The organism is Rhizobium sp. CB2179 (genome assembly GCF_057653455.1).
Genome location: NZ_CM172781.1, coordinates 4,725,216 through 4,750,154, shown reverse-complemented (window position 1 = coordinate 4,750,154; position 24,939 = coordinate 4,725,216). Strand labels below are relative to the sequence as shown.

The 24,939-nt window shown below is 60.7% G+C and carries 28 protein-coding genes and 1 tRNA gene; 11 read left to right on the top strand and 18 right to left on the bottom strand.

Features of this window, described 5'->3' with window-relative positions; translation table 11 throughout:
- Positions 1–29: 29 nt before the first annotated feature.
- Both AC244Q_RS23230 and AC244Q_RS23225 read right to left on the bottom strand, forming a co-directional pair.
- On the bottom strand, positions 30–542 hold the full coding sequence (locus tag AC244Q_RS23230; RefSeq protein WP_113546573.1) for an A24 family peptidase: 513 nt from the start codon (positions 540–542) through the stop codon (positions 30–32).
- Between the two features lie 122 nt (positions 543–664).
- Positions 665–853, bottom strand: coding sequence for a Flp family type IVb pilin (locus AC244Q_RS23225; RefSeq protein WP_062943054.1), 189 nt, complete (start codon positions 851–853; stop codon positions 665–667).
- 380 nt (positions 854–1,233) lie between these two features.
- Between AC244Q_RS23225 and AC244Q_RS23220 the strand changes: the two genes are divergently transcribed.
- The 7 genes from AC244Q_RS23220 (at position 1,234) to AC244Q_RS23190 (ending at position 6,779) form a co-directional block, all read left to right on the top strand.
- Entirely contained in the window at positions 1,234–1,638 is a 405-nt protein-coding gene (locus tag AC244Q_RS23220) for a pilus assembly protein N-terminal domain-containing protein (RefSeq protein WP_064653455.1), read from the top strand.
- Between the two features lie 115 nt (positions 1,639–1,753).
- Complete coding sequence (locus AC244Q_RS23215; protein ID WP_113546574.1) at positions 1,754–2,389, top strand: TadE/TadG family type IV pilus assembly protein; 636 nt, start codon at positions 1,754–1,756, stop codon at positions 2,387–2,389.
- Complete coding sequence (locus AC244Q_RS23210) at positions 2,389–2,970, top strand: TadE/TadG family type IV pilus assembly protein (RefSeq protein ID WP_128407006.1); 582 nt, start codon at positions 2,389–2,391, stop codon at positions 2,968–2,970. Before AC244Q_RS23215 ends, AC244Q_RS23210 begins: the two co-directional genes overlap by 1 nt.
- A 205-nt stretch (positions 2,971–3,175) precedes the next feature.
- Positions 3,176–4,396, top strand: a complete 1,221-nt coding sequence (locus AC244Q_RS23205) for a phosphopentomutase (protein ID WP_128407007.1) — start codon at positions 3,176–3,178, stop codon at positions 4,394–4,396.
- Positions 4,393–5,361: an adenosine deaminase gene (locus AC244Q_RS23200; RefSeq protein WP_128407008.1), complete on the top strand. Its 969-nt coding sequence runs from the start codon at positions 4,393–4,395 to the stop codon at positions 5,359–5,361. Before AC244Q_RS23205 ends, AC244Q_RS23200 begins: the two co-directional genes overlap by 4 nt.
- Before the next feature lie 93 nt (positions 5,362–5,454).
- Positions 5,455–6,084 (top strand): uracil phosphoribosyltransferase, encoded by a 630-nt coding sequence (gene upp / locus AC244Q_RS23195; RefSeq protein ID WP_012759721.1) that lies wholly within the window; start codon positions 5,455–5,457, stop codon positions 6,082–6,084.
- Positions 6,085–6,209: 125 nt separating this feature from the next.
- Positions 6,210–6,779 (top strand): TIGR02281 family clan AA aspartic protease, encoded by a 570-nt coding sequence (locus AC244Q_RS23190; protein ID WP_113546578.1) that lies wholly within the window; start codon positions 6,210–6,212, stop codon positions 6,777–6,779.
- Positions 6,780–6,785: 6 nt separating this feature from the next.
- Here AC244Q_RS23190 and deoA read toward each other — a convergent pair whose 3' ends face one another.
- The 9 genes from deoA to AC244Q_RS23145 all read right to left on the bottom strand — a co-directional run bounded on the left by deoA (position 6,786) and on the right by AC244Q_RS23145 (position 15,471).
- Entirely contained in the window at positions 6,786–8,093 is a 1,308-nt protein-coding gene (deoA, locus tag AC244Q_RS23185) for a thymidine phosphorylase (RefSeq protein WP_128407895.1), read from the bottom strand.
- A 1-nt stretch (position 8,094) separates the two neighbouring features.
- Positions 8,095–8,871 carry a deoxyribose-phosphate aldolase gene (gene deoC / locus AC244Q_RS23180; RefSeq protein ID WP_113546580.1) on the bottom strand — a complete coding sequence of 259 codons (777 nt, stop codon included), beginning with the start codon at positions 8,869–8,871 and terminating at the stop codon, positions 8,095–8,097.
- Between the two features lie 113 nt (positions 8,872–8,984).
- Positions 8,985–9,785, bottom strand: coding sequence for a purine-nucleoside phosphorylase (locus tag AC244Q_RS23175; protein WP_113546581.1), 801 nt, complete (start codon positions 9,783–9,785; stop codon positions 8,985–8,987).
- Positions 9,782–10,171 carry a cytidine deaminase gene (locus AC244Q_RS23170; protein WP_003544464.1) on the bottom strand — a complete coding sequence of 130 codons (390 nt, stop codon included), beginning with the start codon at positions 10,169–10,171 and terminating at the stop codon, positions 9,782–9,784. The genes AC244Q_RS23175 and AC244Q_RS23170 overlap by 4 nt, the downstream gene beginning before the upstream one ends.
- A 1-nt stretch (position 10,172) precedes the next feature.
- Positions 10,173–11,144, bottom strand: coding sequence for an ABC transporter permease (locus tag AC244Q_RS23165; protein WP_113546582.1), 972 nt, complete (start codon positions 11,142–11,144; stop codon positions 10,173–10,175).
- A 10-nt stretch (positions 11,145–11,154) separates the two neighbouring features.
- Positions 11,155–12,258 carry an ABC transporter permease gene (locus AC244Q_RS23160; RefSeq protein ID WP_113546583.1) on the bottom strand — a complete coding sequence of 368 codons (1,104 nt, stop codon included), beginning with the start codon at positions 12,256–12,258 and terminating at the stop codon, positions 11,155–11,157.
- 7 nt (positions 12,259–12,265) lie between these two features.
- The gene (locus AC244Q_RS23155) at positions 12,266–13,777 is read right to left on the bottom strand and encodes an ABC transporter ATP-binding protein (protein ID WP_113546635.1); all 1,512 of its coding nucleotides are present in this window, start codon (positions 13,775–13,777) and stop codon (positions 12,266–12,268) included.
- Positions 13,778–13,865: 88 nt separating this feature from the next.
- Positions 13,866–14,858 carry a BMP family lipoprotein gene (locus AC244Q_RS23150; protein ID WP_012759713.1) on the bottom strand — a complete coding sequence of 331 codons (993 nt, stop codon included), beginning with the start codon at positions 14,856–14,858 and terminating at the stop codon, positions 13,866–13,868.
- A 295-nt stretch (positions 14,859–15,153) separates the two neighbouring features.
- Positions 15,154–15,471: a hypothetical protein gene (locus AC244Q_RS23145; protein ID WP_003555860.1), complete on the bottom strand. Its 318-nt coding sequence runs from the start codon at positions 15,469–15,471 to the stop codon at positions 15,154–15,156.
- Between the two features lie 230 nt (positions 15,472–15,701).
- Here AC244Q_RS23145 and AC244Q_RS23140 point away from each other — a divergent pair.
- Positions 15,702–15,791 (top strand) — tRNA-Ser (locus tag AC244Q_RS23140).
- A 103-nt stretch (positions 15,792–15,894) separates the two neighbouring features.
- Here the strand turns inward: AC244Q_RS23140 and AC244Q_RS23135 are convergent.
- Positions 15,895–16,371 (bottom strand): Lrp/AsnC family transcriptional regulator, encoded by a 477-nt coding sequence (locus AC244Q_RS23135; protein WP_012759712.1) that lies wholly within the window; start codon positions 16,369–16,371, stop codon positions 15,895–15,897.
- Between the two features lie 41 nt (positions 16,372–16,412).
- On the opposite strand from AC244Q_RS23135, the gene AC244Q_RS23130 reads away from it, so the two are divergent.
- The 3 genes from AC244Q_RS23130 (at position 16,413) to AC244Q_RS23120 (ending at position 18,143) form a co-directional block, all read left to right on the top strand.
- Positions 16,413–17,033, top strand: a complete 621-nt coding sequence (locus tag AC244Q_RS23130; RefSeq protein WP_113546584.1) for an RBBP9/YdeN family alpha/beta hydrolase — start codon at positions 16,413–16,415, stop codon at positions 17,031–17,033.
- Positions 17,034–17,278: 245 nt separating this feature from the next.
- Entirely contained in the window at positions 17,279–17,488 is a 210-nt protein-coding gene (locus tag AC244Q_RS23125; protein ID WP_113546585.1) for a KTSC domain-containing protein, read from the top strand.
- A 415-nt stretch (positions 17,489–17,903) separates the two neighbouring features.
- A complete protein-coding gene (locus tag AC244Q_RS23120; protein WP_113546636.1) occupies positions 17,904–18,143 on the top strand; it encodes a CrpP-related protein in 240 nt (79 codons plus the stop codon).
- Here the strand turns inward: AC244Q_RS23120 and pncB are convergent.
- The 6 genes from pncB to AC244Q_RS23090 form a co-directional block, all read right to left on the bottom strand.
- Positions 18,125–19,429, bottom strand: coding sequence for a nicotinate phosphoribosyltransferase (pncB, locus tag AC244Q_RS23115; RefSeq protein ID WP_128407896.1), 1,305 nt, complete (start codon positions 19,427–19,429; stop codon positions 18,125–18,127). The genes AC244Q_RS23120 and pncB overlap by 19 nt on opposite strands.
- A 187-nt stretch (positions 19,430–19,616) precedes the next feature.
- The gene (locus AC244Q_RS23110; protein ID WP_206641127.1) at positions 19,617–19,964 is read right to left on the bottom strand and encodes a hypothetical protein; all 348 of its coding nucleotides are present in this window, start codon (positions 19,962–19,964) and stop codon (positions 19,617–19,619) included.
- 87 nt (positions 19,965–20,051) lie between these two features.
- Positions 20,052–21,011, bottom strand: a complete 960-nt coding sequence (locus AC244Q_RS23105) for a 2-hydroxyacid dehydrogenase (protein WP_113546586.1) — start codon at positions 21,009–21,011, stop codon at positions 20,052–20,054.
- Between the two features lie 8 nt (positions 21,012–21,019).
- Positions 21,020–22,657, bottom strand: coding sequence for an ABC transporter ATP-binding protein (locus AC244Q_RS23100; protein ID WP_113546587.1), 1,638 nt, complete (start codon positions 22,655–22,657; stop codon positions 21,020–21,022).
- Positions 22,654–23,802: an ABC transporter permease gene (locus AC244Q_RS23095; RefSeq protein ID WP_012759704.1), complete on the bottom strand. Its 1,149-nt coding sequence runs from the start codon at positions 23,800–23,802 to the stop codon at positions 22,654–22,656. Before AC244Q_RS23095 ends, AC244Q_RS23100 begins: the two co-directional genes overlap by 4 nt.
- A complete protein-coding gene (locus AC244Q_RS23090; protein WP_017995698.1) occupies positions 23,802–24,890 on the bottom strand; it encodes a microcin C ABC transporter permease YejB in 1,089 nt (362 codons plus the stop codon). Before AC244Q_RS23090 ends, AC244Q_RS23095 begins: the two co-directional genes overlap by 1 nt.
- Between the last annotated feature and the right edge of the window lie 49 nt (positions 24,891–24,939).

The window sequence follows — 24,939 nt, the reverse complement described above, 5'->3', positions numbered from 1 at the left end:
TTTTAAGTTAACGGGCATTTAAAATGCCGCTATTTCAAGCCTTCAAGCGCGGCGAGGAACAGCGGCGAGGAAGGGAAGGCCATGAAGCCGCCGATCGCGATCGCGATGCCGTAGGGGATCTTCTTGGCGAGCAGGACCGAGTTCGGTATCGGCAGACCGATGGCGAGGATGGCATTGGACTGCGTTCTCACGAGCAGGATCAGCAGGGTGATGAGGCCACCGATCATGGCGACGTCGATCATCAGGAAAAGCAGGGATTCATTCAGACCGAACCAGAGCGCCGTGGCGCTCAACAGCTTGGCGTCGCCGCCGCCCATCACATTGAATGCAAAGAGAGCAAAGCAGGCGCTGAAGACAATGGCGGCGCCAGTAAGATGCATGCCGATCATTTCCAAACCCAAGCCGGAAAACGGCGCGAGGACGAGGAAAGAGGCGATCAGGATCACGGAAATGCGGTTCGGGATCGTCATGGTGAACAGATCCGAGAAAGCCGCCATGGCAAGGCAGAGTGGCAGTATTACGAAGACTGCAGCTGCGATCATGCGTATACCCGATCGTGACTTTATGCGAAAAGGCTCACGGCCGTTCAGCCTGTGAGCCCACTCTATAATTCGGCCAAAGCGAATTTGGCCGGCATTATTCGACGCCGCTGAGAACGCTTAGGTTACTTGGCCGCCGTAGTGGCCGCGTTGCTCATCTTGGTGCTCAAGGCGGTGAACGTGTTGCCGATGTTGGTGCCGAGGCTCGTTGCACCGGTGATGAGCGCTACGGAAATGAGAGCGGCGATCAGGCCGTATTCGATTGCGGTCGCGCCGGATTCGTCCTTCAGAAAACGGCTAAAAAGCTTGGTCATGGTAACTCCTAACTCCAGTTGATGTTCAGCACGTCCGCCAACTGTTTGCCGTTGATCGGATGACTGCAACCTAGCGAAGGGCCGTTTCCATCGGCTTAAGGAAAAGAGTTAACGACATGTGAACGAGACAGCAGGCCTTTGTAGAGTCAGTATTTTCTTACGCGCTTCGCTCAATATTTAACGATATTCCTGGAATAACCGCTACATTCATCCGGAAATAGCACATATTCTGCTTCCAACCGGGGCGTGCGCCGTCCTAAAGCCGTACCAAATCGGATCATTACGCTTCATCCCAGAACAGAGTGGTGAGCTTAAGGCTTCGTTCACCATTTTTTTCCATTCTATACGGATATTGCGCTGTGATCGTGAAAGAGGACCCAATGTCATCGAGCGGCAAAACCATTTTCTTTGCCGGTATGATCGCCGTTTTCGGTATTTCGGGAGTGTCCGCGGCCGCAGACGATGACATGCTGCGCGTCTATATGGATCACGCGCGCGTATTGAAGCTCGATCGCCCTGTCAGCAAGGTGATTGTCGGCAATGCCGCAGTCGCCGATGCGACGGTCGCCGACGCCAAGACCATCGTGCTCACAGGACGCAGCTTCGGCACCACCAATCTGGTCCTCCTCGATGCCGACGGCAATGCGATCCTCGACGAACGCATCCTGGTGTCGATCGACGAGGGCAATACGGTGCGTGTCTACCGGCAGACGCAGCGCTCCGTGCTGTCCTGTACGCCGAATTGCGAGCAGCATGCGCAGCAAGCGACCGCCGGCTCACCCTAACGCTCTCTTTTCAAATTCCTCGACCATTCGTTAAAATCGTCGTGTCAGGTTGAAACGGAAAATCAACGAACGGACCTTAGTCTGACGACTGGAAAATGTCGCTCGGGTCCAGGCAATGACGGTAATTGATCAGAAGACGGATAAGGGGCGCGCTTTTGCGCCGTTCCGTTTCTTACGGTTTCGCGCTCTCGCCCGCTCACGCGAGGGTGCTGCGGCGATCGAATTCGCGCTGCTCGCCATTCCCTATTTCTTGGTGATTTTCGCAATCCTGGAAACTTTCGTCGCCTTCGCCGCCGAGGAACTCGTCTCCAATGCCGTCGATACGATGAGCCGCCGGATGCGAACCGGGCAGATCACCTATAATCTTGGCCGCACGACCGACATGAACCAGGCGCAATTCCGCCAGGCTTTCTGCGATGAGATCTCGATCCTGATCCGCTGCTCGGCGACCGAAGTTGCCACGCCGAGCAAGCTTTACCTGGATGTGCAGACGTTCAGCACCTTTTCGGCCATTCCGACGACGATCCCCAAGGTTTCCACCGACAAATATGCCGACATCAACACGGCGGCCTTCAAATATGCGCCGGGCGGCGCCGGCACGATCAACATGCTGCGCGCTTACTATCGCTGGGAAATCACCGCGGACCTGGTCCGGCCTTACATCACCACCATACGTCCCACCGACGCTTCGATGCCGAGGCAATATCTGATCGTCGCGACTGCGGCCTTCCAGAACGAGCAGTATCCATAATGGCGTTGCGCAACCCGTTCACCAGATTGGTCCTGACGCTGCGGCGGCTGGCCCGCGACCGCATGGGCGCCGGAGCGATCGAATTCGCGATCCTCTTTCCCGTGCTCGTCATGCTCTATATCGGCGCTTTCGAGATTACGGTCGGCCTTAGCGTCAGCAAGCGGGTGACACGCGCCGCAGGAACGGTGGCCGACCTCGTCACCCAGCAGCAATCCGTCACCAAGAGTGCGCTTGCGCAAATGCCATCGGTCGCAAACGCAATCTTCCTGCCCTACAACACGACGTCGCTGACGATGAAGATCACCGGGATTAGCATCGACGCTGGCGCCAATGCGAAAGTGCTCTGGTCCTGGGCTCAAGACGGGACGGTGCCCTATGCCAAGAACGCGACAGTGGCCGACGTGCCGTCCGATATGAAGACGGCGAACAGTTTCCTGGTCCGGACTGAGCTCAGCATCCCCTATACGATGTTCCTGTTTGCGCCGAACTTCATGCCGGACGGCATGCGCACGATCACCATCAGCCGCAGTTATTTCTACCGCCAGCGGCAAGGCGACTCGATCCCCTGCGGCGACTGCTGACGGCACTTCCCGCTCTTCTGCATAACTCCCTTAATCCTAATCGATTGGGGAGTTATGCGGAAATTCAAAGTGTTGCAGCGTCCTTTGCGCGTCTGGAAAAGACGCGCGGCGCTGTAAATTTGCCAAGCCGGCCGCAGCATTATATGGCTGGATCTCAGCCGCCTCCGATATTGCAGAGGCCGCGATCGGCTTTCTCGGGTGTTAAATGGCGCGTGCCTTTCTTTTCGTTCTGGATTCCTTCGGCATTGGCGGAGCGCCGGATGCGGCGGCCTATAGCGACGAGGGCGCCGATACGCTTGGCCATATCGCCGAGTTCTGCGCAGCCGGAGCCGCAGACCGTGCCGGATTGCGCGAAGGGCCGCTTTCCCTGCCCAACATGTCGGAACTCGGGCTGATGCAGATCGCGCGATCCGCCTCCGGCCGGTTTCCGGCCGGCATGCCCGTCCCGGAGAAGGTCTACGGTATTTATGGCGCCGCCACCGAAGTCTCCCGCGGCAAGGATACGCCGTCGGGTCATTGGGAAATCGCGGGAACACCGGTCAGTTTCGATTGGGGTTATTTCCCGATAGAGGGCGACGCCTTTCCTGCCGAATTCATCGAGGCGCTATGCAGGGAGGCTGACGTGCCCGGCATCCTCGGCAACTGCCATGCTTCGGGAACGGAGATCATCGCCCGGCTCGGCGAAGACCATATCCGCACCGGCAAGCCGATCTGCTACACCTCCTCGGATTCTGTCTTTCAGGTTGCGGCGCACGAGGTACATTTCGGCCTCGATCGTCTGCTCGCCTTCTGCCGTTTGGCCCGGGGGCTGCTCGATCCCTACAATATCGGCCGTGTCATCGCCCGACCCTTTATTAGCCAGTCCGCCTCTACTTTCCAACGCACCGGAAACCGGCGCGACTTCTCCGTGCTGCCGCCGGAGCCGACGCTGCTCGACCGGCTGATCGAGCATGGCCGGCATGTGCATGCTGTGGGAAAGATCGGCGATATATTCGCGCATCAGGGCATTTCCAGGGTCGTCAAGGCGAACGGCAACGAGGCGCTGATGGATGCGTCGCTCGCGGCGATCGACGAGGCTGAGGACGGCGATCTCGTTTTCACCAATTTCGTCGATTTCGACATGATCTACGGTCATCGCCGCGACGTGCCGGGTTATGCAGCCGCACTCGAAGCCTTCGATGCGCGCTTGCCTGAAGTCCACAAGAAACTGAAGCCCGGCGATCTCGTCGTGCTCACCGCCGATCATGGCTGCGATCCGACCTGGCGCGGCACGGACCATACGCGCGAGCGTGTGCCTGTCATCGCTTATGGCCCCGGCATCCGGTCGCGTTCGATCGGCGTGCGCCGCAGCTATGCCGATATCGGCGAGAGCATCGCCCGGCATCTCGGCATCCCGGCCGGACCGCACGGAAGGAGTTTTCTGTGACATCGCATTTGAAGAAGGTCGAACTGCACTGCCATCTGGAGGGTGCAGCACCGCCGGCTCTGACCGCAACGCAGGCGCAGAAATATGGCGTCGACATCAGCGCACAGCTTCGCGACGGCGCCTATGTCTGGCATGATTTCGCAAGCTTCCTCGAATGTTACGACAAGGTTTCCGAGGTCTACAAGACCGAGGAGGACTATGCGCTTCTGACCGAAACCTATCTCGACGAACTCGCCGCCATCGATACGATCTACAGCGAGCTCATCGTTTCGCCCGACCACGGCAAGCGCATCGGGCTCGGCGCCGATGCCTATATATCCGGTATCTGCGAAGGCATCCGGCGGGCCAGGGAAAAGAACGGCATTGAGGCCCGGCTGATCGTCACCGGCGAGCGGCATTTCGGTGCGGAGAGCGTGATTGGTGCTGCCGAATATGCTGCAAAGGCCGGCAATCCCCTGATTACCGGCTTCAATCTTGCCGGCGAGGAGCGCATGGGGCGCGTCGCCGATTATGCCCGCGCCTTCGATATCGCCCGCGAGGCCGGCCTCGGGCTGACCATCCATGCCGGCGAGGTCTGCGGCGCCTTCAGCGTCGCCGATGCGCTCGATGCGGTGCGCCCCTCGCGCATCGGCCACGGGGTGCGCGCCATCGAGGATGTCGATCTGGTCAAACGGCTTGCCGATCTCGGCACCGTGCTCGAGATCTGCCCGGGCTCCAATATCGCCCTCGGGGTCTTTCCGGATTTCGCCTCCCATCCGCTGCGCCGGCTGAAGGACGCGGGCGTCCGGGTGACGATCAGCTCGGACGATCCGCCTTTCTTTCATACTTCGCTCAAGCGGGAATACGAACTTGCCGCCGGGACCTTCGGTTTCAGCGACGCCGAGATCGATGCCATGACGCGCACGGCGATCGAAGCCGCCTTCGTCGACGATGAGACACGCAAGGCCCTGCTCGCCCGAATTTGAGGGCGAGAGGCTGGGGAAGATTGGCCGCCACTCTTGCGGTCTGGCCGATTTCCGTGAAAGAAACATTCGATAGAAAGAATGAAAGGCTTCCCCATGGACGGCGTCACAGTCATCGATCATCCGCTTGTGCAGCACAAGCTCACCATCATGCGGCGCAAGGAGACATCGACGGGAAGTTTCCGGCGCTTGCTGCGCGAAATCTCGACGCTGCTCTGTTACGAGGTCACCCGCGATCTCGAACTGACGATGGAAACGATCGAGACGCCGCTGCAGACGATGGAATCGCCGATCCTCGAGGGCAAGAAGCTGGTCTTCGCCTCGATCCTGCGCGCCGGCAACGGACTGCTCGAAGGCATGCTCGATCTCGTGCCGTCCGCCCGCGTCTCGCATATCGGCGTCTACCGCGACCACGAGACGCTGCAGCCGGTCGAATATTACTTCAAGGCGCCGGAGGACGTGGCCGAGCGGCTGATCATCGTCGTAGACCCGATGCTTGCGACCGGCAATTCCTCGATCGCGGCAATCGACAAGCTCAAGGAACGCGGCGCCCACAATATCCGCTTCCTCTGCCTGCTTGCCGCCCCGGAAGGCATCCGCAACTTTCGCGCCGCGCATCCCGATGTTCCGGTCTTCACCGCGTCGATCGATAGCCATCTCAACGAGAAGGGCTATATCGTGCCCGGTCTCGGCGATGCCGGCGACCGCATGTACGGCACCAAGTAATTACAACCTTCTTTTACCAAATCGAAAGACTTTGCGGCCCGGTGGTTCAAGCCGGGCCTTTTGTCGTCGATATTAGCAACTTATCAGCACTTGAGGTTTAGGAAGCCTGAAGCATGAGGCCCTGCATGATGCCGGGTTTATACAGGAAGGATTTCTGTTTCATGCTCGTGCGTACCGTCCTATTCGCCAGCATCGCCGCGGTGCTCGCCACACAGGTGCCTTCCTTCTTCGGAAGCACCAGCCAGCAGCCTGCTGACGCTCTCTCCGCCAATTACGTATCGACCGAAAGCGATGAGGCCGCAGTACCCGCGCCCGTCTCTGGCAGCAATGCGATCCGGCTGCAGGCCGATGCGCAGGGCCACTATACCGGCAGCTTCAAGATCAACGGCAAGCCGGTGCAGGGCCTGATCGATACCGGCGCCACCTATGTGGCGCTCAACGAGACGCTGGCCCGCCGGCTGGGCTTCACCGCCAACCAACTCGATTTCCGTTACGGGGTGAACACTGCGAACGGCCAGACGAAGGCCGCGCATGTGACACTCGACCGGGTCGAAATCGGCGGCATTCGCGTGCGCGATGTCGAAGCCTTCGTCCTGAGGGACAATGCGCTGACGACGGCGCTGGTCGGCATGAGTTTCCTGCAGAAGCTCGCCTCCTATTCCGTCGCCGACGGTTCGCTCAGCCTCAAGCAGTAAACCGCGTCAGATCAGGCCCGCAATCACCGGTGTCAGCTCCGGCTTGTCCTCGGTAATGCGGTAGTGCTCGGCAAGTGCCGCAGCCGCCCTCTCCGCCGCTGCGTCGTCGGCGGCGTGAACCAGCGCGATCGGTTCGCCGGCATTGACGCGGGTGCCCAGCGGCAGGAGTTCGGAAAAGCCGACGCGATGATCGATCCGGGCCGCCGGATGGCGTCTTCCGCCGCCGAGATCGATGACACTGACGCCGATACCGCGCGCATCGCAGGCGGCAAGCCAGCCGGACCGGGCGGCCGGGACAGGCTTTTCCACAGGCGCCCTGACTAGATATCGGTCGGGATTTTCGATGAGATCGGCCGGGCCGCCGAGCATCGATACCATACGCGCGAAGACTTCCGCCGCCTTTCCCGACGACAAGGCCCGCCGCGCCATTCCTTCAGCTTCATCAGGCGAAGCGGCGATACCGGATTTCACCAGCATCTCGGCGGCGAAGGCAAAGACGACGATATCAAGCCGCGTGTCTCTTTTCCTGCCTGCCAGGAAGTCCAGGCAGTTGCGCATCTCGACCGCGTTGCCGGCACTGTCGGCGAGCGGCTGGTTCATGTCGGTGATCAGGGCCGAGGTCTTCACGCCTGCACCATTGGCCACCTCGACCAGCGACTGCGCGAGGATCTCCGCCTGGCCGCGATCGGCCATGAAGGCGCCATTGCCGACCTTGACGTCGAGCACCAGCGTCTCGAGCCCCGCCGCAAGTTTCTTCGAGAGGATCGAGGCGGTGATGAGGGGAATGGAATCGACCGTGGCGGTTACGTCGCGCACGGCATAGAGCCTGCCGTCGGCGGGCGCCAAGGTGCCGGTCTGGCCGATGATGGCGCATCCCGCCTCCTTCACGACCTTGTGGAACAGGTCAGCATCCGGGGTGATCAGATAGCCGGGAATGGATTCGAGCTTATCCAGCGTGCCGCCGGTATGGCCGAGGCCGCGCCCGGAGATCATCGGAACGGCGAGGCCGCAGGCAGCGGCGATCGGCGCCAGCATCAGCGAAACATTGTCGCCGACGCCGCCGGTCGAATGCTTGTCGGCGATCGGGCGGTCGATATCGGCCCATTGCAGCCTGCCACCGGAATCGGCCATCGCCAGCGTCAAGGCCACGATTTCGGCCCGCGACATGCCCTTGAACCAGACGGCCATGGCGAATGCGCCGATCTGGCCTTCCGACAATCGACCGGCAGCGAGTGCCGCGATGAAGGAGCTGATATCGGCGGCGGCGAGTTCGTCGCCATCGCGCTTACGCCGAATGATCTCCTGCGGAATCATTTCAGTAGCTCGACGCTGCAGCCGGTGCCGACTGTGTTCCACTTAGAACCGCCAGGATATCGTCGAGCAGGTCGGAAGCGCCGAAGCGGAACGTCGACGGCATCGCCCAGTCCGGTGTCATGATGGTTTCGGCAAGGCTCAGATAGAGTGCGGCATCGGCCACCGAGCCGATACCGCCTGCCGGCTTGAAGCCGACCTTGCGGCCGCTTTCGCGGATAGCGCGGATCATGATGTCGGCGGCTTCGAGCGTCGCGTTGACGGCGACTTTGCCGGTGGAGGTCTTGATGAAATCGGCGCCGGCTTCGATGGCGAGTTCGGAGGCACGGCGGATCAATGCCGCATCCTTCAGCTCGCCAGTCTCGATGATGACCTTCAGAAGAACGGGGCCAGCGCATTCGGCGCGCACGGCCTTGACCATATCGGTCACCGCCTTCTCGTTGCCGGCCAGCAGCTTGCGGTAGGGGATGACTAGATCGATCTCATCGGCGCCATCGGCAATCGCCTCGCGGGCTTCAGCGGCGACATCGGCGACTTCCATATCGCCGGAAGGGAGGTTGACGACGGTCGCGATACGCACGGCGTGCCCGGTGCCAAGGATATTGCGGGCCTGAGCGACGAACCGCGGCCAGATGCAGATCGCAGCGCTGCTGCCGTAGGGCGTCTGCGCACGGGCGCAGAGCGCGTCGATCTGCGCCTCGGTGCAATCATCCCTCAAATTGGTAAGATCGAGAAGAGAAAGGGCGACAGCCGCCGTCTCCCGGTTGGAATGGCTATTCATCTTCGCTTCCTCTCGAGCATGATGCCGAAAAGTGTGAGCGGTTTCGGACGACATCATGCTCTCACGATATAATGTAGAACAGGATTCAGATTTTAGGCCGACCCGGCCTAAAATCATCCTGTTCCAGCCGCAATCATGTCTTTCAATATGGCGGCGAGACGGGCGCCGCCGATGGGCGCCATGTCCTTGGTTTCTTCATGGCTGAGCTCATTGCCGGTCATGCCTGCCCCATAGTTGGTGATAACAGAGGCGGCTGCAACCCTCAGGCCCAGCATTCTTGCGATGATGACCTCGGGCACCGTCGACATGCCAACGGCATCGGCGCCAAGGATGCGCGCCATGCGGATTTCCGCCGGCGTTTCAAAGCTTGGACCGGAGAACCACATATAGACACCCTGCGCCAGCTCGATTTTAAGCTTTGCCGCTGCCCTCTGCATCGCTGCGGCAAGCCCTGAATCATAGGCATTGGTCATGCCGACGAAACGGTGATCGCTTTCCTCGCCGATCAGCGGGTTCATGCCGGAATAGTTGATGTGATCGGTGATCTGCATCACCGAACCGGGCGGCATGTCGTCGCGCAGCGATCCGGCCGAATTGGTCAGAATCAGCGCTTCGACGCCGAGCGCCTTCAGCACCTCAATCGGCAGGCGCATAGCGTTGGCATCGCCCTTCTCGTAATAATGCACGCGGCCGGAAAGCATGATAACGGGCACGCCGCCGAGGCGGCCGGCGACGACTTCGCCGGCATGTCCGGAGACGGCGCTAACGGGAAAGCCCGGCAGGTCGCGATAGGGAACACGAACGGCGCCGTCGAGCGCACCGACGAGAGAGCCGAGACCGGAGCCGAGCACGATGCCGTGGCGCGGCTTGATCCCGCCGAGCAGTGCCGCGAGCAGGTTGACCGTCGCCTTCATCCGAGTTCAGTCTCGAAGCTGAAGGGAAGAAGCTCTTCCATCGTCATGGTCTTCTTGACGCCCGCTTCATCGCAAAGGTAGATCTTCGTCTCCTTGGAGGCGAATTCGGAGATCTTCTGACGGCAGCCGCCACAGGGCGGGCAGAGCGGCAGTTTCTCGGCAATGACCGCCATTTCGACGATCTTCTTCGCGCCGCCCATGATCATCGCGCCGATCGCCGTCGGCTCGGCGCACCATCCTTGCGGGAAGGAGAGATTTTCGATGTTGGCGCCGGTATAGACCTTGCCGTCTTCGGCGCGGATCGCCGCGCCGACCGGGAATTTCGAATAGGGCGCATGGGCAAAGGCCATGGCGCCGCGGGCGGCTTCGAACAGATCGTGAGACATATCAACGCTCCTTCGTATAGGGCACGCCACCGGCTTTCGGCGGGGTCGCGACGCCGATGAAGCCGGCAAGCAGGACGCAGGTCAAGACATAGGGCAGCGCCTGGAAAACCTGAACCGGCACTTCGCCGATCAGCGGCACCTGCTTGCCCTGCATGAAATTTGCCAGCGCATCGAGGAAGCCGAAGAGTAGGCAGGCAAACATGACGGGTACCGGCTTCCACTTGGCGAAGACGAGAGCTGCGAGCGCGATATAGCCCTTGCCGGCCGACATGTCCTTGATGAAGGCTGCGGACTGGGCGATGGCCAGATAGGTGCCGGCAAAGCCGCAGAGGATGCCGGCGCACATGACGGCACGGTAACGCAGCCAGGCGACCGAGATGCCGGCCGTATCGACCGCGCCCGGATTTTCGCCGACGGCGCGCAGCCGCAGGCCGAAGCGTGTGCGGTAAAGCACCCACCAGGAAAACGGCACGGCGAGAAAGGCGAGGTAGGTGAGGACATTGTTGCCCGATATGACATTGGCATAGAGCGGGCCGATGATCGGTATGTCGCGGGCGGCATCGGCGCCCGGCAGGATGATCGGCGCAAAGCGCGACTCCGGCGCCAGCTGCGGCGTGCGTCCGCCCTGGCCGAACCAGGCCTGACCGAGCACGATGGTGATACCGGCGATGAAGAAGTTGATGGCGACGCCTGAGACAATCTGGTTGCCGCGGTTGGTGATCGAGGCGAAACCGTGCACCAGGCTCAGCGCCACCGAGCAGAGGATGCCGGCACCGAGGCCGAGCCAGGCCGAATCGGTGAGATAGGCAACGCAGGCGGCGGCAAAGGCCGAGCCCAGCATCTTGCCCTCCAGGCCGATATCGAAGATACCGGCGCGCTCCGAAAACAGACCGGCAAGGGCGGTGAAGATCAGCGGGATCGACAAGCGGATGGTCGAACTCAGAACGCTGATGAAGATGTCATAATAATCCATCGCCCGCTCCTTAACCGCGCTTGAACTGTTGGTAGAGACGCACCATCGCCGGTCGGAACATGTATTCCAGTGCGCCGGCAAAGAGGATTACCAGACCCTGGATGACGAGGATCATCTCGCGGGTGATGTTCGGCATTTCGAAGGAAATCCAGTCGCCGCCCTGGTAGAGGATGCCGAAGAGGATCGCGGCCATGATGATGCCAAGCGGGTGGTTGCGGCCCATCAGTGAGACGGCGATGCCGACGAAGCCGGCACCACCGACGAATTCCACCTGCAGACGGGCCGACGAACCCATGACCGGGTTGAGCGCCATCATGCCGGCGAGCGCGCCGGAGAGCAGCATGGCGATGATCACGGTGCGGGCATAGGGAATACCGGCATAGGCCGCCGCCGTCGGGCTGACGCCCAGCGTGCGCATCTCGAAACCGAGCTTGGTGCGCCAGACGAGCAGCCAGACGAGGTAGCTGACGACGAGCGCAATGATGAAGGAGACGTTGAACGGGGCAGCCCCCAGCTTGGCGCCGAACAGCTGCATGACCCAGCCGAGCTTCGGCAATTGGCCGCCCTCCAGGAAGGTGCGGGTTTCCGGCGCCATTTTGCCCGGCACGATCAGCACATGCACCAGGAGGTACACCATCAGTGCTGCGCCGATATAGTTGAACATGATCGTCGTGATGACGATGTGGCTGCCGCGTTTTGCCTGCAGGAAGGCCGGGATGAAGGCCCAGGCCGCGCCGAACAGGCCGGCGCCGATGACGGCGATCGGCATCGTCACATACCATGGCACGTAGCGATCGAGCGCCAGCGCCACCAGCGCGCAGCCGAGGCCGCCGACATAGGCCTGGCCTTCGGAACCGATGTTGAAGAGGCCGGCATGGATCGCCACCGCGACGGAGAGGCCGGTGAAGATGAAGCTCGTCGCATAATACAGCGTGAAGCCGATGCCTTCGCCATTGCCGAGCGCGCCCTGGATCAGCAGCGACAGCGCATCGAGCGGGCTCTCGCCGATCAGCCAGACGACGAAGCCGGAGATCAGGAAGGCGACGGTAAGGTTCAAAAGCGGGATGAGGCCGTAGTTGATCCAGTTTGGTAGCGGAACGGAAGCAGTGCTCATAAAGGCCTCACGCGGCAATGCCGGCCATCATCAGGCCGAGGGTCTGTTCACCGGCATCGGGCGTCTTCTCGCCGACGACGTGGCCGGCAAACATGACAAGGATACGGTCCGAAAGGGAGCGGATTTCATCGAGTTCGACGGAGACGAGCAGGATCGCCTTGCCCGCGTCGCGCATTTCGATGATCCGTCGGTGGATGAATTCGATGGCGCCGATATCGACGCCGCGTGTCGGCTGGCCGATGATCAGCATCTTCGGATCGCGTTCGATCTCGCGGGCGACGACGATCTTCTGCTGGTTGCCGCCGGAGAAATTCGCCGTCTTCAGCCGCGGGTTCGGCGGGCGGATGTCGTATTTCTCGATCTTCTCCATCGCATCCTTGCGGATCGCTTCGAGATCGAGCAGCGGGCCTTTGCTGTAGGCCGGGTGGCGATGATAGCCGAGCACGGAATTTTCATATTCCTCGAATTTCAGCACCAGGCCCATATGGTGGCGGTCCTCAGGAATATGCGCGAGGCCGAGATCACGCAGGCGGGCCGGATCGGCCTTGTCGATCGTCTGGCCGTCGAGAAGGATTTCGCCGGAGGTCGGCTTACGGATGCCGGCAATCGCCTCCAGCAATTCGGACTGGCCATTACCGGCGACACCGGCGATGCCGACGATCTCACCGGCGCGCACGTCGAAGGAGACATTGTCGACCATGGTGACGCCACGATTGTCCTTGACCGTCAGGTTGCGGACGGACAGCACGGCAGATCCGGGTTTGGCCTCGCCCTTCTGCACGCGCAGTAGCACGCGGCGGCCGACCATCAGTTCGGCGAGTTCCTCAACCGTTGTTTCTGCCGTCTTGCGGGTCGCGACCATTTCACCGCGGCGCATGACCGAGACGGTATCGGTGATCGCCATGATCTCGCGCAGTTTGTGGGTGATGAGGATGATCGTCTTGCCCTGGTCGCGCAGTACCTTGAGGATGCGGAAGAGGTGATCGGCCTCCGCCGGCGTCAGCACGCCGGTGGGCTCGTCGAGGATCAGGATCTCGGCGCCGCGATACATGGCTTTCAGGATCTCGACACGCTGCTGCAGGCCGACCGGCAGCTCCTCGATCAGCGCATCGGGATCGACCTCCAGGCCATATTCCGTTTCCAGCCGCTTGAGCTCGGCGCGCGCCGAGGCGACGCCCCTGGCCAGTAGCATGCCGCCTTCCGCGCCAAGCATGATGTTCTCGAGCACCGTGAAATTGTCGACCAGCATGAAGTGCTGGTGCACCATGCCGATGCCGGTGGCGATGGCCGCCTGGCTGTCGCGGATGGTGACGGGATTGCCGTTGACGCGGATCTCGCCGCTGTCGGCATGGTAGAAACCGTAGATGATCGACATCAAGGTCGATTTGCCGGCGCCGTTTTCGCCGATGATGCCGTGGATCGTCCCCTTGGCAACGGTAAGGTTGATGTCCTTGTTGGCATGGACGGCACCGAATTTCTTGTCGATGCCGACAAGCTCGATAGCGGGCTTATCTGTCACTGCAGACTCCAAATAAGAAAAGGGCGTATGGCGAAAATCCCCTCCGCCATACGCCCGATCTCAATCGTCGATCACATTCGGGCGCGGATCACTTCGGGCAAGCGCTGTCCGAGGTGTAATCGTGAACCTTGACGGTTCCCGCAATGATGTCGGCCTTGGCCTTGTCGACGGCAGCCTGCATTTCCGGCGTGATCAGCGACTTGTTGTGCTCATCGATCGCGGCGCCGACACCGTCTTCCTTGACGCCAAGCGCCTGGACGCCACCGGTGAACTTGTCGTTCTTGGTGTCGTTGTAGGCATTGTAGACGGCGAGGTCGACGCGCTTGACCATCGAGGTCAGGACCGAGCCCGGATGCAGATAGTTCTGGTTGGAGTCGACGCCGATCGACAGCTTCTTGTTGTCGGCAGCCGTCTGCAGAACGCCGAGACCGGTGGCACCGGCTGCCGCATAAACGACGTCGGCGCCCTGGTCGATCTGGTTCTTGGTGAGCTCGCCGCCGCGGACCGGGTCATTCCAGGCAGCGCCCGTGGTGCCGGTCATGTTCTGGAAGACCTCGATATCGGCCTTGACGGAACGTGCGCCCTGCTCGTAGCCACATTCGAACTTGCGGATCAGCGGAATATCCATGCCGCCGACGAAGCCGACCTTGCCCGACTTCGACGCCATGCCGGCGAGAACGCCGACGAGGTAGGAGCCTTCTTCTTCCTTGTAGACAACCGAGCGGACGTTCGGCTTGTCGACGACGGAGTCAACGATGATGAACTTGGTATCGGGGAATTCGGCTGCAACCTTCTCGATGGCCGAGGTCCAGGCAAAGGAAACGGCAACCACCGGATTGAAACCGCGGCTGGCGAAGTTGCGGATGGCCTGTTCGCCCTGGGTGTCGCCCGTCGGCTCGAAGTCGCGATAGGCAATGCCGGTCTCGGCCTTGAACTTCTCGGCGCCGTTATAGGCCGCCTCGTTGAAGGACTTATCGAACTTCCCGCCGGTGCCGTAAACCAGCGCCGGCTTGACGTCGGCAGCAAGCGCCGTCGTCGACATGGCAGCCACGGCAAAGAGAGTGAGAAGGGATTTTTTCATTGTGCAGCCCTGTTGTTGCTATTCGTTAGGGGTCCTCCCGCAAGCCCTTTTCGGGCATGTCTGCGGAACCACCGACCTCCCCCCGGAGGCCTGGCTGCGTGCATCCTTGCATGGCTCACGGAAAAATTCACCAGAAATTTTTCAGCTGGTAAAGATTTGCAGCGATTGCCGAAAATCAGCTCTTCGGGGCTGATTTTTGGACATTCTCTCCATCAGAATGCGGATTTTCTAGCCAATCCGGCGGCAAATGCCGACGCAGCAGAGGGGTGACAGCCAACCGGATTAACTGCGTTTTTTATGCGGTGAAGCGACCGGCCACCGGCGGCTTCTTGTAGCCGATCATCCACAGAAGCAGCGCGATCACCAGGAAAACGGCAAAGGCCGGCTGGAGCATCAGCCACTGGAAGATGACGGTGTAGAACCGCGGGTGGATATAATAGGAAAGGGAGGATTGCAGCGACGTCAGCGTTGTCGGGCTGACATCCTGCCAGGCATCGGAGATCGGCGTCATCACCACGGAGGACGCCGCAACCGATTGGATCGAATCGATGGTCCCGGCAATAACGGCCGCCGCAAGCGCGACAAGACTCGCCAGACGCAACAGGAAACGCATCAATTCCTCCGACGCTCGATATGCCGGACAATTCCGGCCGGCCGCGCCATTCTCCACCTTAGAGAATTACATAGTCGTCGATGAGGTGAAGCACAATGGAGTGGCCGAGGCGAGTTTTATCGCAAGAAGTCAAAAAACTGTTAGATTTCGGTTGATCGACAAAGATTCATCGGTATATATCGCGCCGTTCCGACGATTTGCTCCTATCCGGGCGCGAACGCCAAAAAAAAGGACAGGTGGCCGAGTGGTTTAAGGCGCACGCCTGGAACGCGTGTGTACGTGAAAGCGTACCGTGGGTTCGAATCCCACCCTGTCCGCCATATCCCTCGTTTTTCAATATTGATTCAAACCGTATCGAGAGCGGGACGCGGAAGCGTTTTTGGCGGCATGTTTCGAGTGAACAAGCCTGTCGTCCGCATATTCTCAAACTCGCTGCAGCAGGGCGCGTCCAATCGGCTTCGGATTCTCGCCGCGCAACACCAGAGATGTCGTCACGGCTCCAAAACGCGCGATCGTGTCAACGATCGTTTCCAGCTCTCCCGGCGACGGAACCAGCACCTTCAAAAGAAAACAGTCCTCTCCGGTGAGGCGCAATACTTCCATGACCTGCGGCATCTCCGCGAACTGTTTCAGACAGGGTTTGATATGCTCATGCGTCGTGCGCAAGCGAAGCACCGCCATCATTCCGATTCCCAAAGCGGTGGGGTCGATACGGGCGGAATAACCGACAATGATGCCGCGGTCTTCCAGCCGCTTGACGCGTTCTGATGCTGCCGGCTGAGAGAGCCCGACCCGTCGACCGAGTTCGGAAATCGCAATGCGTCCATTTTCCTGCATCGCTTCGATAATTGAAATATCGGTTGGATCGAGCAGTACCCGATTGTTTTCCTGAAAAGCCATGGGATCACCTTGAAATCATCGGAGAGGGACGCGGTTTTCCGATGATCATTTATTCCGAAGCAAATGAAAATGCATCATTTTCACCTGCACGGATGATCAGAGGAAAAGACATGAAGGACATCATCATATTGCCGGGGATTGGCGGTTCGGGCGAGGCTCATTGGCAAACACGCTGGGAAAGGTCGAACCCGGACATGCGGCGTTTTCAACCAGCCGATTGGGAAAAACCCGACCTGGCGGACTGGATTTCAGCCATGGAGCGCGCCGTCGGCGCGTCGGCAACGCCTCCCCTGCTGGTCGCCCACAGCCTTGCCTGTCTGCTGGTCGCTCATTGGCAGCAGGTTTCTTCGCTTGCCGTTGCCGGAGCGTTTCTTGTGGCGGTCCCGGATCCGCAGTCAGCGTCATTCCCTGCGGAGGCGGCCGGCTTCGCAGACGCGCCATCGCAAAAGATGCGCTTCCCCACTCTGATCATCGCAAGCGCCGATGATCCCTTCGGCACGCTCGACCATGCGCATGCGCGAGCGGATCTGTGGGACAGCGGCCTTGTCGCGATCGGTCCTTTCGGCCATATCAACGGGCAAAGCGGCCTTGAGGACTGGGTCCAGGGAAAGGCCTTGTTGACGGCGTTTTCCGCCGGATTGGCAAAATCTGATCGGGCTTGATCTTGTTTTCGAGTTCACGATCAAATGGCTCAAACAGGCCTTTGCCTGTGCCGGACGTGTCAAGACGTGGAAACGAACTGCCTGCTCGCAAGCGTGCGAACCGAGGCTCATCGAACCCGTCGCTCCGGCGGCGCGGCGAGGTTCAAAGCGTCGAAAGATTCCTGATTTTTTTACCATGCGGCTTCACCGCGTCTTTGCACGTTTGGGTTTATCCTCTGCCAAAATCAAAAACAGAGGTAAAACAGGTGGAAGAACTTTCGGTACAGTCGAAGATCATCAAATCCGTCTATTTCAGCCACGAAGACGGACGGCTCAGGATTTGTTTCAAGAATGGCGAGGAACGTCTATTTGCAGGTGTTCCCTCCTCGGAAGTGCACGCGATGACGGTGGCGCCGTCTCCCGGCCATTATTATCTCGACCGGATCAGAACCCGGTTTCGCAGATTGGCAGCCTGAAAAATCCGAGCGGATAGCATAGTACGAGATCGGAACAAGGCCGGTGGATATTAACCGGCTGTTAGCCCTCGATATCATCTGGGTTGGATCGCCCCTGCCGGAAAGCGGCAACCTGTCGGCGCTGCCGGCCGGTTCAAGGTCGGCCAGCCGGGAGGCTCGGCGGCGGACCCCAGCCAGGAAGTCGAGCCTCCCGGTCACGGGTGCTCGTTGTGCGTGATGGCGAAGCGCATGAGCGGTTCTCGGACGCCGCTATGCTCTGCTTGTCTGATGAAATGACCCGGAACGGCTGCGACCTCATCATCCCCTCAACTAGCGAATTGGGGCTAATCCTGTGAAAAACCCGAATTGTCGCATCCGGACTCGACAATGCTTTATTAGCATGATTGCATAAATCGGGATAAAGACGGGGGTAATGATGTTCGAGAATCTGCTTGAGATGCAGGAGCGTGGCGCACGGGATCGTGCGCGTGGCCGCAGTCTGGCCGACAATCCGATGTCGAAGCCGGATATCCTGCCGATCACCGATTTTCAGGAATGGTACTCGATGTTCGACGCCTGGCGCTTCGGTTGGTCGATCGAGGATGCGATGGCGGGGCACATCAGTATGCCCCGCGATGGCGGCACATTGGCCCAGACCTACACCAGAACGGTCTGATCGATCCTGTCCTCGGCGCCGAAGAATTTCAGGTAGCGTTCGACCTCGGCCGGGTCGCCGGTCGCCTTCTGCGGGTTGTCGGAGAGCTTCACCGCCGGACGGCCGTTGGCGTCGCTGACCTTGCAGACGACGGAGATTGGGTTGAGGCCGGAGATCTCGATCGGCGCGCAGCCGGAAAAATCGTTGGTCAGGTTCGTGCCCCAGCCGAAGCTCATGCGCACGCGGCCTTCGAAATGCCGGTAGGTATCGATGATGGCATCGACATCGAGGCCGTCGGAGAAGATCAGCAGCTTCTGGCGCGGATGCCGACCCATCTTCTTCCACCAGTCGATAATCTTTTCGCCGCCTTCGATCGGCGGGGCACTGTCCGGGCGGAAGCCGGTCCAGTCGGCGACCCATTCCGGCGCATCGCGCAGGAAGGCGGCGGTGCCGAAGGCGTCCGGCAGGACGATCAGAAGGTTGCCGCCATAGAGTTTGTTCCAGTCACGCAGGATCTTGTAGGGCGCGTTGCGCAACTGTTCATCGGTTTCGGCAAGGGCGGCGGCCACCATCGGCAGCTCGTGTGCATTGGTGCCGACGGCCTCGAGATCGGAATCCATCGCCAGCAACACGTTGCTGGTACCGGCAAAGGCCGGGCCGATGCCTTCCTTCAGTGCCTCGACGCACCAGCGCTGCCAGAGGAAACTGTGGCGGCGGCGGGTGCCGAAATCGGAGATGCGCAGGCCCGGCAATTCCTTCAGCCGTTCGACCTTCGACCACATCTTCGCCTTGGCGCGGGCATAGAGCACATCGAGGGTGAAGGGACCGAGCGCCTTCATCGCCGAGCGCGACCGCAGCTCGTTGACGATGGCGAGCGCCGGGATTTCCCACATGGTGGTTTCCTTCCACGATCCGTGGAAATCCAGCACATATTGCCCGTCCTTCTTCGACAGCTCGTATTCGGGCAGCTGGAAGTTGGAAAGCCAGGCAAGGAATTCCGGCTCGAAGATCTGGGCGCGGCCGTAGAAGCTGTTACCCGCAAGCCAGATCATCTCCTTCTTGGAGAGCCTCAGCGTGCGGGCATGATCGAGCTGCTCGCGCAATTCGCCTTCATCGAGCTCATCGGCGAGACGCACCCGTTTGGTGCGGTTAATCAGGGTGAAGGATGCGTTCACATCAGGATAAAGCTTCCAGATCATCTGCAGCATCAGGAGCTTGTAGAAATCGGTATCGATCAAGCTGCGGATGATCGGATCGAGTTTCCAGGCGTGATTGTAGACGCGTCTTGCGATATCGGTCCTGGCCATGAAATTCCTGCCCCTGTCCACTCCGGTCAGGTGCTGCCAAATTCCCGGGCATTACCAAGTTCCGGGCCGGCGCACGAAACCGGCTCGTGCGCCTTCTTATCGAAAAATCGACGGACAAAGTCCAGACAAAACAATAAACGCCCCGCCGCAGTATGGCGGCGGGGCGTGAATATAGTTTTGGCGACGATTATTGGGCCGGAGCTGCGGGCGCCACATTCGGAGCGGCCGGCGTGGTGTTCGGCGTTTCGGTTGGAACGGCAGTGCCGTTCTGTAGCGCCGGCGCGGGGGCCGGAGCGGGCTGCTGCGACTGAAGCTGCTGGCCTGGCTGCTGCGGCGCCACCTCGTTCGCCTCGCGCTTACCCCAAATCTCGACCGGTATCCACACCACGAAAGCAAGCACCAGCGCGACGATTAGCACCGTCAGGATGCGATAGCCCGTGCGTCCCTGCCTTGCCTTCACGGGCGGGATCAGCTCTTCCTTGTGAGGCTTGCCGTCGGACTTTTCCCAGCGTGTTTCCGTCTGATGCGCCATCATCGTCTCCTTCCGCTGTCTTAACCGGCCTCGCCGGCCGCAAGAATTTCCGCAAAGGAAACGGGTGACTGTCTGGAAGGTTCCGAAAGCTCAATAGCCGGCGGCGCGGTCGACCATGAATTGCAGCGGCTCGCCACGCTCGAAACGGGCGATCTGCGTCTCGACATGACGGAACAGCGCGTTTTCTTCGGAGACGGCCGCGTCGTGCGGCGTGAGGAAGACGTTCTGCAAGTCCCACAATGGGTTGTCTGATGCAAGCGGCTCCGCCTCGAAGACATCGAGCGAAGCGCCGCCGAGGGTGCCGTCACGGATGGCGGAGGCGATATCGGCCTCGACTTGGCTCTTGCCGCGGCCGGCATTGATGAAGACCGGCTGCCCGAGCGCACCGTTGCGGCGCAGCTTCGCAAACAGCCGGGCGTCATAGAAGCCTGATGTGTCAGGCGTCAGCGGCAGCAGGCCGACGAGGATGTCGGTGCTGGCGAGAAAGCTGTCCAATTCGCTGGCGTCGAAGGTTTCGACGCCGTCGATCTGTTTGCGGCTGCGCGACCAGCCGATGACGTTAAAACCAATCACTCTCAGCTTGGCGACCGCATCCTGCCCGAGAATGCCGAGACCCATGACGCCGACCGTCACCTCAGCCGCCTCCGGCGCGATCAGCTTGGCCCATTCACGTTGCCGTTGGTGGTTGTCATGGGCGTATTGCCCGCGCAGATGCATCAGGCATTGCATGACCACCCATTCGCTCATGCGCGTCGTCAAGCTGCGGTCGACGAAGCGGACGATCGGGATCTCGGGCAGGCCGGCCATGCCGATGATATGGTCGACGCCGGCGCCACCCGAAAAGATCACTTTCAGGTTCGGCGCCCGCGCGAAAAGGTCGGCATCCGGCTTCCAGAGAAGCGCGTATTCGACTGCTTGGAGATCGCGGACCCGATTGGCCGGATCGGCGAGATTGATGCTGCCGCGGTCGGCAAAGGCCGTTTTCAGCACCCGGGCGACGCCTTCGGGATTGAACTTGATATCGACGAGAACGGGGGGACGGGCGGACATGATCTTCTTTACTGCTGCACGGCGGGCGTCGGCACCGCCTCGATGTTGAAAGCGGCGGCCATCAGCGCCCTGGTGTAATCATCCTTCGGCGCGCGGAAGATTTCCGCTGACGGGCCCTGCTCCACCACCTTGCCGAACCGCATGACAATGACGTCATTCGCGAGCGCCTTCACCACCTTCAGGTCGTGGCTGATGAAGAGATAGGCGAGATCGTGCTTCTTCTGCAGATCGCGCAGCAAATCGACCACCTGCGCCTGCACGCTCATGTCGAGCGCGGAGGTCGGCTCGTCGAGCATGACGAAGCGCGGCTTCAGCACCATCGCGCGGGCGATGGCGATGCGCTGGCGCTGGCCGCCCGAGAATTCGTGCGGATAACGCCAGCGGGTCAGCGGATCGAGGCCCACCTCCTCCAGCGCCCAGCAGACGCGCTGGTCGCGTTCTTCTGCGGTCAGCGACCGCTCATGCACCTTCAGCCCTTCGGCGACGATATCGCCGACCGACATGCGCGGGCTGAGCGATCCATAGGGATCCTGGAAGACGACCTGCAGCTGGTTGCGCAGCGGCCGCATCTCACTGAACGAATAGCCGGCTATGTCCTTTCCGACAAAGGCGATCCGCCCTTGCGAGGAAATCAGCCGGGTGAGCGCCAGGCCGAGCGTGGTCTTACCGGAGCCGGACTCGCCGACGACGCCGAGCGTCTGGCCGGCGCGCAGCGAAAGATCGATGCCGTCGACCGCCTTGACGTGATCGACGACGCGGCGCATCAGCCCTGATTTGATCGGGAACCAGACACGGATATCCGAACCTTCCATCACCATTGGTTTCGACGGATCGGCCTGCGGCGGCTCGCCGCGCGGTTCGGAGGCAAGGAGATGCCGGGTATATTCATGCTTCGGATTGGCGAAGACGTCCTCGACGGTGCCGGTTTCGACGATCCTGCCCTTGGTCATGACGCAGACGCGATCAGCGAATTTGCGGACGATGCCGAGATCATGAGTGATGAACAGCATCGACATGCCGTGGACGGCTTTTAACTGCCGGAGCAATTCGAGGATCTGCGCCTGCACGGTGACGTCGAGGGCGGTGGTCGGCTCGTCGGCGATCAGCAATTCCGGCCGGTTGGCGAGCGCCATGGCGATCATGACGCGCTGGCGCTGGCCGCCTGACAGTTCATGCGGATAGGCCTTCAACCGCCTCTCCGGCTCGCGGATGCCGACCTGGTTCAGCAATTCCAGCACGCGCTCACGCGCCGGCTGACCGGTAAGGCCCTGATGCAGGGCGAGGATCTCGGCGATCTGCTTCTCGATCGTATGAAGCGGATTGAGCGAGGTCATCGGCTCCTGGAAGATCATGGTGATGTCGTTGCCGCGCACTTCCCGCAGTTCCCGCTCCGACGCCTTCAAGAGGTCCTTACCCTTGAAGAGGATTTCGCCGGAGGGATGGCTTGCCGAGGGATAAGGCAAAAGTCGCAGGATCGAGTTGGCCGAGACCGACTTGCCGGAGCCGGATTCGCCGACGAGCGCCACGACCTCGCCTTTGGCGATATCGAAGGAGATGTGATCGACGGCGAGCGAGGTCTCGCCGCCCTGATGAAAGGCAACCGAGAGATCGCGGACGGAAAGCAGCGGTTCTGTCATGTCACTCATTGAAACGTCTTCCTCGGATCGAAGGCATCGCGCACGGCTTCGCCGATGAAGATCAGCAGGGAAAGCATGATCGACATGGCAAAGAAGGCCGTCAGCCCGAGCCACGGCGCCTGCAGATTGGTCTTGCCCTGGGCGATCATCTCGCCGAGCGAGGGGGAGCCCGGCGGCATGCCGAAGCCGAGGAAATCGAGCGAGGTCAGCGTCGTGATCGAGCCGGAGAGGATGAAGGGCAGGAAGGTCAGCGTCGCGACCATGGCGTTCGGCAGCAGGTGCCGCCACATGATGGTGCGATTGTTGACGCCGAGCGCGCGGGCGGCGCGGACATATTCGAAATTGCGGGCGCGCAGGAATTCGGCGCGCACGATGCCGACGAAACCGACCCAGGAGAACAGCAGCATGATGCCGAGCAGCACGAAGAAGCCGGGCGGCAGGAGTGCGGCGATGATCAGCAGGATGTAGAGCACCGGCATCGACGACCAGATCTCGATGAAGCGCTGCAACAGCAGATCTGTCCAGCCGCCGAAATAGCCTTGCACCGCACCGGCCGTCACGCCGATGACCGCCGAGCAGATGGTCAGCACCAGGCCGAAGAGCACCGATATGCGAAAGCCGTAGATAACGCGCGCCAGCACGTCTCGCGCCTGGTCGTCAGTGCCGAGCCAGTTGAGATTGCCGAGGGTGCAATCCGGATCGTTCACCCCTTGCGGATAACCGGCGCAACGCTCCTCCTTCGTCATCAGCCAGAAGGGAGCGGTGGGGGCCGAATGCGGAATGTTGGAATTGACCGAGCGGTAGGAATAGCGGATCGGCGGCCAGATCATCCAGCCATTGGCATTGATCTCGTCCGTTATGACCGAGGAACGGTAGTCGGTTTCGGCCAGGAAGCCGCCGAACTTCTCCTCGGGATAATCGACGAGGACAGGGAACAGGATCTCGCCCTTGTAGGAAGCGATGATCGGCCGGTCGTTGGCGAGGAACTCGGCAAACAGGCTGAGGATAAACAAGACCATGAACAGCCACAGCGCCCAGTAACCGCGGCCGTTCGCGCGGAAATTCTGCCAGCGGCGAATGTTGGTCGGCGAGAGCAGGCCTTTGCGCGGCGGCTTGACGGGCGTCGTGACAGCGGGATTTGCGGCGGCGTCCATCAGACATCCCTCCGCTCGAAATCGATGCGCGGATCGATCCAGGTGTAGATCAGGTCGGAAACCAGGCTGACAACGAGGCCGAGCAGCGAGAAGATGTAGAGCGTGGCGAAGACGATCGGATAATCCCGGTTGATGACCGAGAGATAGCCGAGACGGCCGAGGCCATCGAGCGAGAAGATGTTTTCGATCAGCAGCGAGCCGGTGAAGAAAGCGGAAATGAAGGCGCCGGGAAAACCGGCAATGATGATCAGCATGGCGTTACGGAAGACATGGCCATAGAGCACCTGCCGCTGGTTCAGGCCCTTGGCGCGGGCGGTGACGACATATTGCTTCTTGATCTCCTCGATGAAGGAATTCTTGGTCAAAAGCGTCGTCGTCGCAAAGGCGGACAGGGAAAGCGAGATCAGCGGCAGAGTGAGGTGCCAGAAATAGTCGAGCGGCTTCTGCCACCAGGTAAGCTGGTCGAAATTGTCGGAGACCAGGCCACGCAACGGAAACCAGTCGTAGAACGAGCCGCCGGCGAAGAGCACGATCAGGAGAATGCCGAACAGGAAGCTCGGGACGGCATAGCCGACGACGATGACGCCTGACGTCCAGACGTCGAAGGTCGATCCGTCCTTGACCGCCTTGCGGATGCCGAGCGGGATGGAAATGGCATAGGAGAAGATCAGGATCCAGATGCCGAGCGAGATCGACACCGGCAGCTTTTCTTTAACGAGTTCGAGCACGGAGGTGTTGCGGAAGAAACTCTCGCCGAAATCGAAGCGGATGTAATTCCACATCATCTCGCCAAAACGGGTCAGCGGCGGCTTGTCGAAGCCGAACTGCTTTTCGAGCTTGGCGATCAGTTCCGGGTCGAGCCCCTGGGCACCGCGATATTTCGAGCCTTCATCGCTGCCGCCGCCGCTGAGAAGATCGCCACCGCCAGACAGGCGCTGGTCGGCACTGTCGGCCTGACCGGTCAATTGGGCGATCACCTGCTCGACGGGGCCGCCGGGCGCGAACTGGATGACGATGAAGGAAATCGCCATGATGCCGACGATGGTCGGGATCATCAGAAGCAGGCGGCGAAGGATATAGGCGCCCATCAGCCTTCAGCCTCCGGCAATGTTTTTCCTGTCTGCCTGCCGTCCAGTC

What these genes read in the sequence shown, in the direction of transcription:
- AC244Q_RS23230 (WP_113546573.1), bottom strand. Translation starts at nt 542, where the DNA reads ATGATCGCAGCTGCAGTCTTCGTAATACTGCCACTCTGCCTTGCCATG.
- AC244Q_RS23225 (WP_062943054.1), bottom strand. Translation starts at nt 853, where the DNA reads ATGACCAAGCTTTTTAGCCGTTTTCTGAAGGACGAATCCGGCGCGACC.
- AC244Q_RS23220 (WP_064653455.1), top strand. Translation starts at nt 1,234, where the DNA reads ATGTCATCGAGCGGCAAAACCATTTTCTTTGCCGGTATGATCGCCGTT.
- AC244Q_RS23215 (WP_113546574.1), top strand. Translation starts at nt 1,754, where the DNA reads ATGACGGTAATTGATCAGAAGACGGATAAGGGGCGCGCTTTTGCGCCG.
- AC244Q_RS23210 (WP_128407006.1), top strand. Translation starts at nt 2,389, where the DNA reads ATGGCGTTGCGCAACCCGTTCACCAGATTGGTCCTGACGCTGCGGCGG.
- AC244Q_RS23205 (WP_128407007.1), top strand. Translation starts at nt 3,176, where the DNA reads ATGGCGCGTGCCTTTCTTTTCGTTCTGGATTCCTTCGGCATTGGCGGA.
- upp (WP_012759721.1), top strand. Translation starts at nt 5,455, where the DNA reads ATGGACGGCGTCACAGTCATCGATCATCCGCTTGTGCAGCACAAGCTC.
- AC244Q_RS23190 (WP_113546578.1), top strand. Translation starts at nt 6,210, where the DNA reads ATGATGCCGGGTTTATACAGGAAGGATTTCTGTTTCATGCTCGTGCGT.
- deoA (WP_128407895.1), bottom strand. Translation starts at nt 8,093, where the DNA reads ATGATTCCGCAGGAGATCATTCGGCGTAAGCGCGATGGCGACGAACTC.
- deoC (WP_113546580.1), bottom strand. Translation starts at nt 8,871, where the DNA reads ATGAATAGCCATTCCAACCGGGAGACGGCGGCTGTCGCCCTTTCTCTT.
- AC244Q_RS23175 (WP_113546581.1), bottom strand. Translation starts at nt 9,785, where the DNA reads ATGAAGGCGACGGTCAACCTGCTCGCGGCACTGCTCGGCGGGATCAAG.
- AC244Q_RS23170 (WP_003544464.1), bottom strand. Translation starts at nt 10,171, where the DNA reads ATGTCTCACGATCTGTTCGAAGCCGCCCGCGGCGCCATGGCCTTTGCC.
- AC244Q_RS23165 (WP_113546582.1), bottom strand. Translation starts at nt 11,144, where the DNA reads ATGGATTATTATGACATCTTCATCAGCGTTCTGAGTTCGACCATCCGC.
- AC244Q_RS23160 (WP_113546583.1), bottom strand. Translation starts at nt 12,258, where the DNA reads ATGAGCACTGCTTCCGTTCCGCTACCAAACTGGATCAACTACGGCCTC.
- AC244Q_RS23150 (WP_012759713.1), bottom strand. Translation starts at nt 14,858, where the DNA reads ATGAAAAAATCCCTTCTCACTCTCTTTGCCGTGGCTGCCATGTCGACG.
- AC244Q_RS23145 (WP_003555860.1), bottom strand. Translation starts at nt 15,471, where the DNA reads ATGCGTTTCCTGTTGCGTCTGGCGAGTCTTGTCGCGCTTGCGGCGGCC.
- AC244Q_RS23135 (WP_012759712.1), bottom strand. Translation starts at nt 16,371, where the DNA reads ATGGCTTTTCAGGAAAACAATCGGGTACTGCTCGATCCAACCGATATT.
- AC244Q_RS23130 (WP_113546584.1), top strand. Translation starts at nt 16,413, where the DNA reads ATGATCATTTATTCCGAAGCAAATGAAAATGCATCATTTTCACCTGCA.
- AC244Q_RS23120 (WP_113546636.1), top strand. Translation starts at nt 17,904, where the DNA reads ATGTTCGAGAATCTGCTTGAGATGCAGGAGCGTGGCGCACGGGATCGT.
- pncB (WP_128407896.1), bottom strand. Translation starts at nt 19,429, where the DNA reads ATGGCCAGGACCGATATCGCAAGACGCGTCTACAATCACGCCTGGAAA.
- AC244Q_RS23110 (WP_206641127.1), bottom strand. Translation starts at nt 19,964, where the DNA reads ATGATGGCGCATCAGACGGAAACACGCTGGGAAAAGTCCGACGGCAAG.
- AC244Q_RS23105 (WP_113546586.1), bottom strand. Translation starts at nt 21,011, where the DNA reads ATGTCCGCCCGTCCCCCCGTTCTCGTCGATATCAAGTTCAATCCCGAA.
- AC244Q_RS23100 (WP_113546587.1), bottom strand. Translation starts at nt 22,657, where the DNA reads ATGAGTGACATGACAGAACCGCTGCTTTCCGTCCGCGATCTCTCGGTT.
- AC244Q_RS23095 (WP_012759704.1), bottom strand. Translation starts at nt 23,802, where the DNA reads ATGGACGCCGCCGCAAATCCCGCTGTCACGACGCCCGTCAAGCCGCCG.
- AC244Q_RS23090 (WP_017995698.1), bottom strand. Translation starts at nt 24,890, where the DNA reads ATGGGCGCCTATATCCTTCGCCGCCTGCTTCTGATGATCCCGACCATC.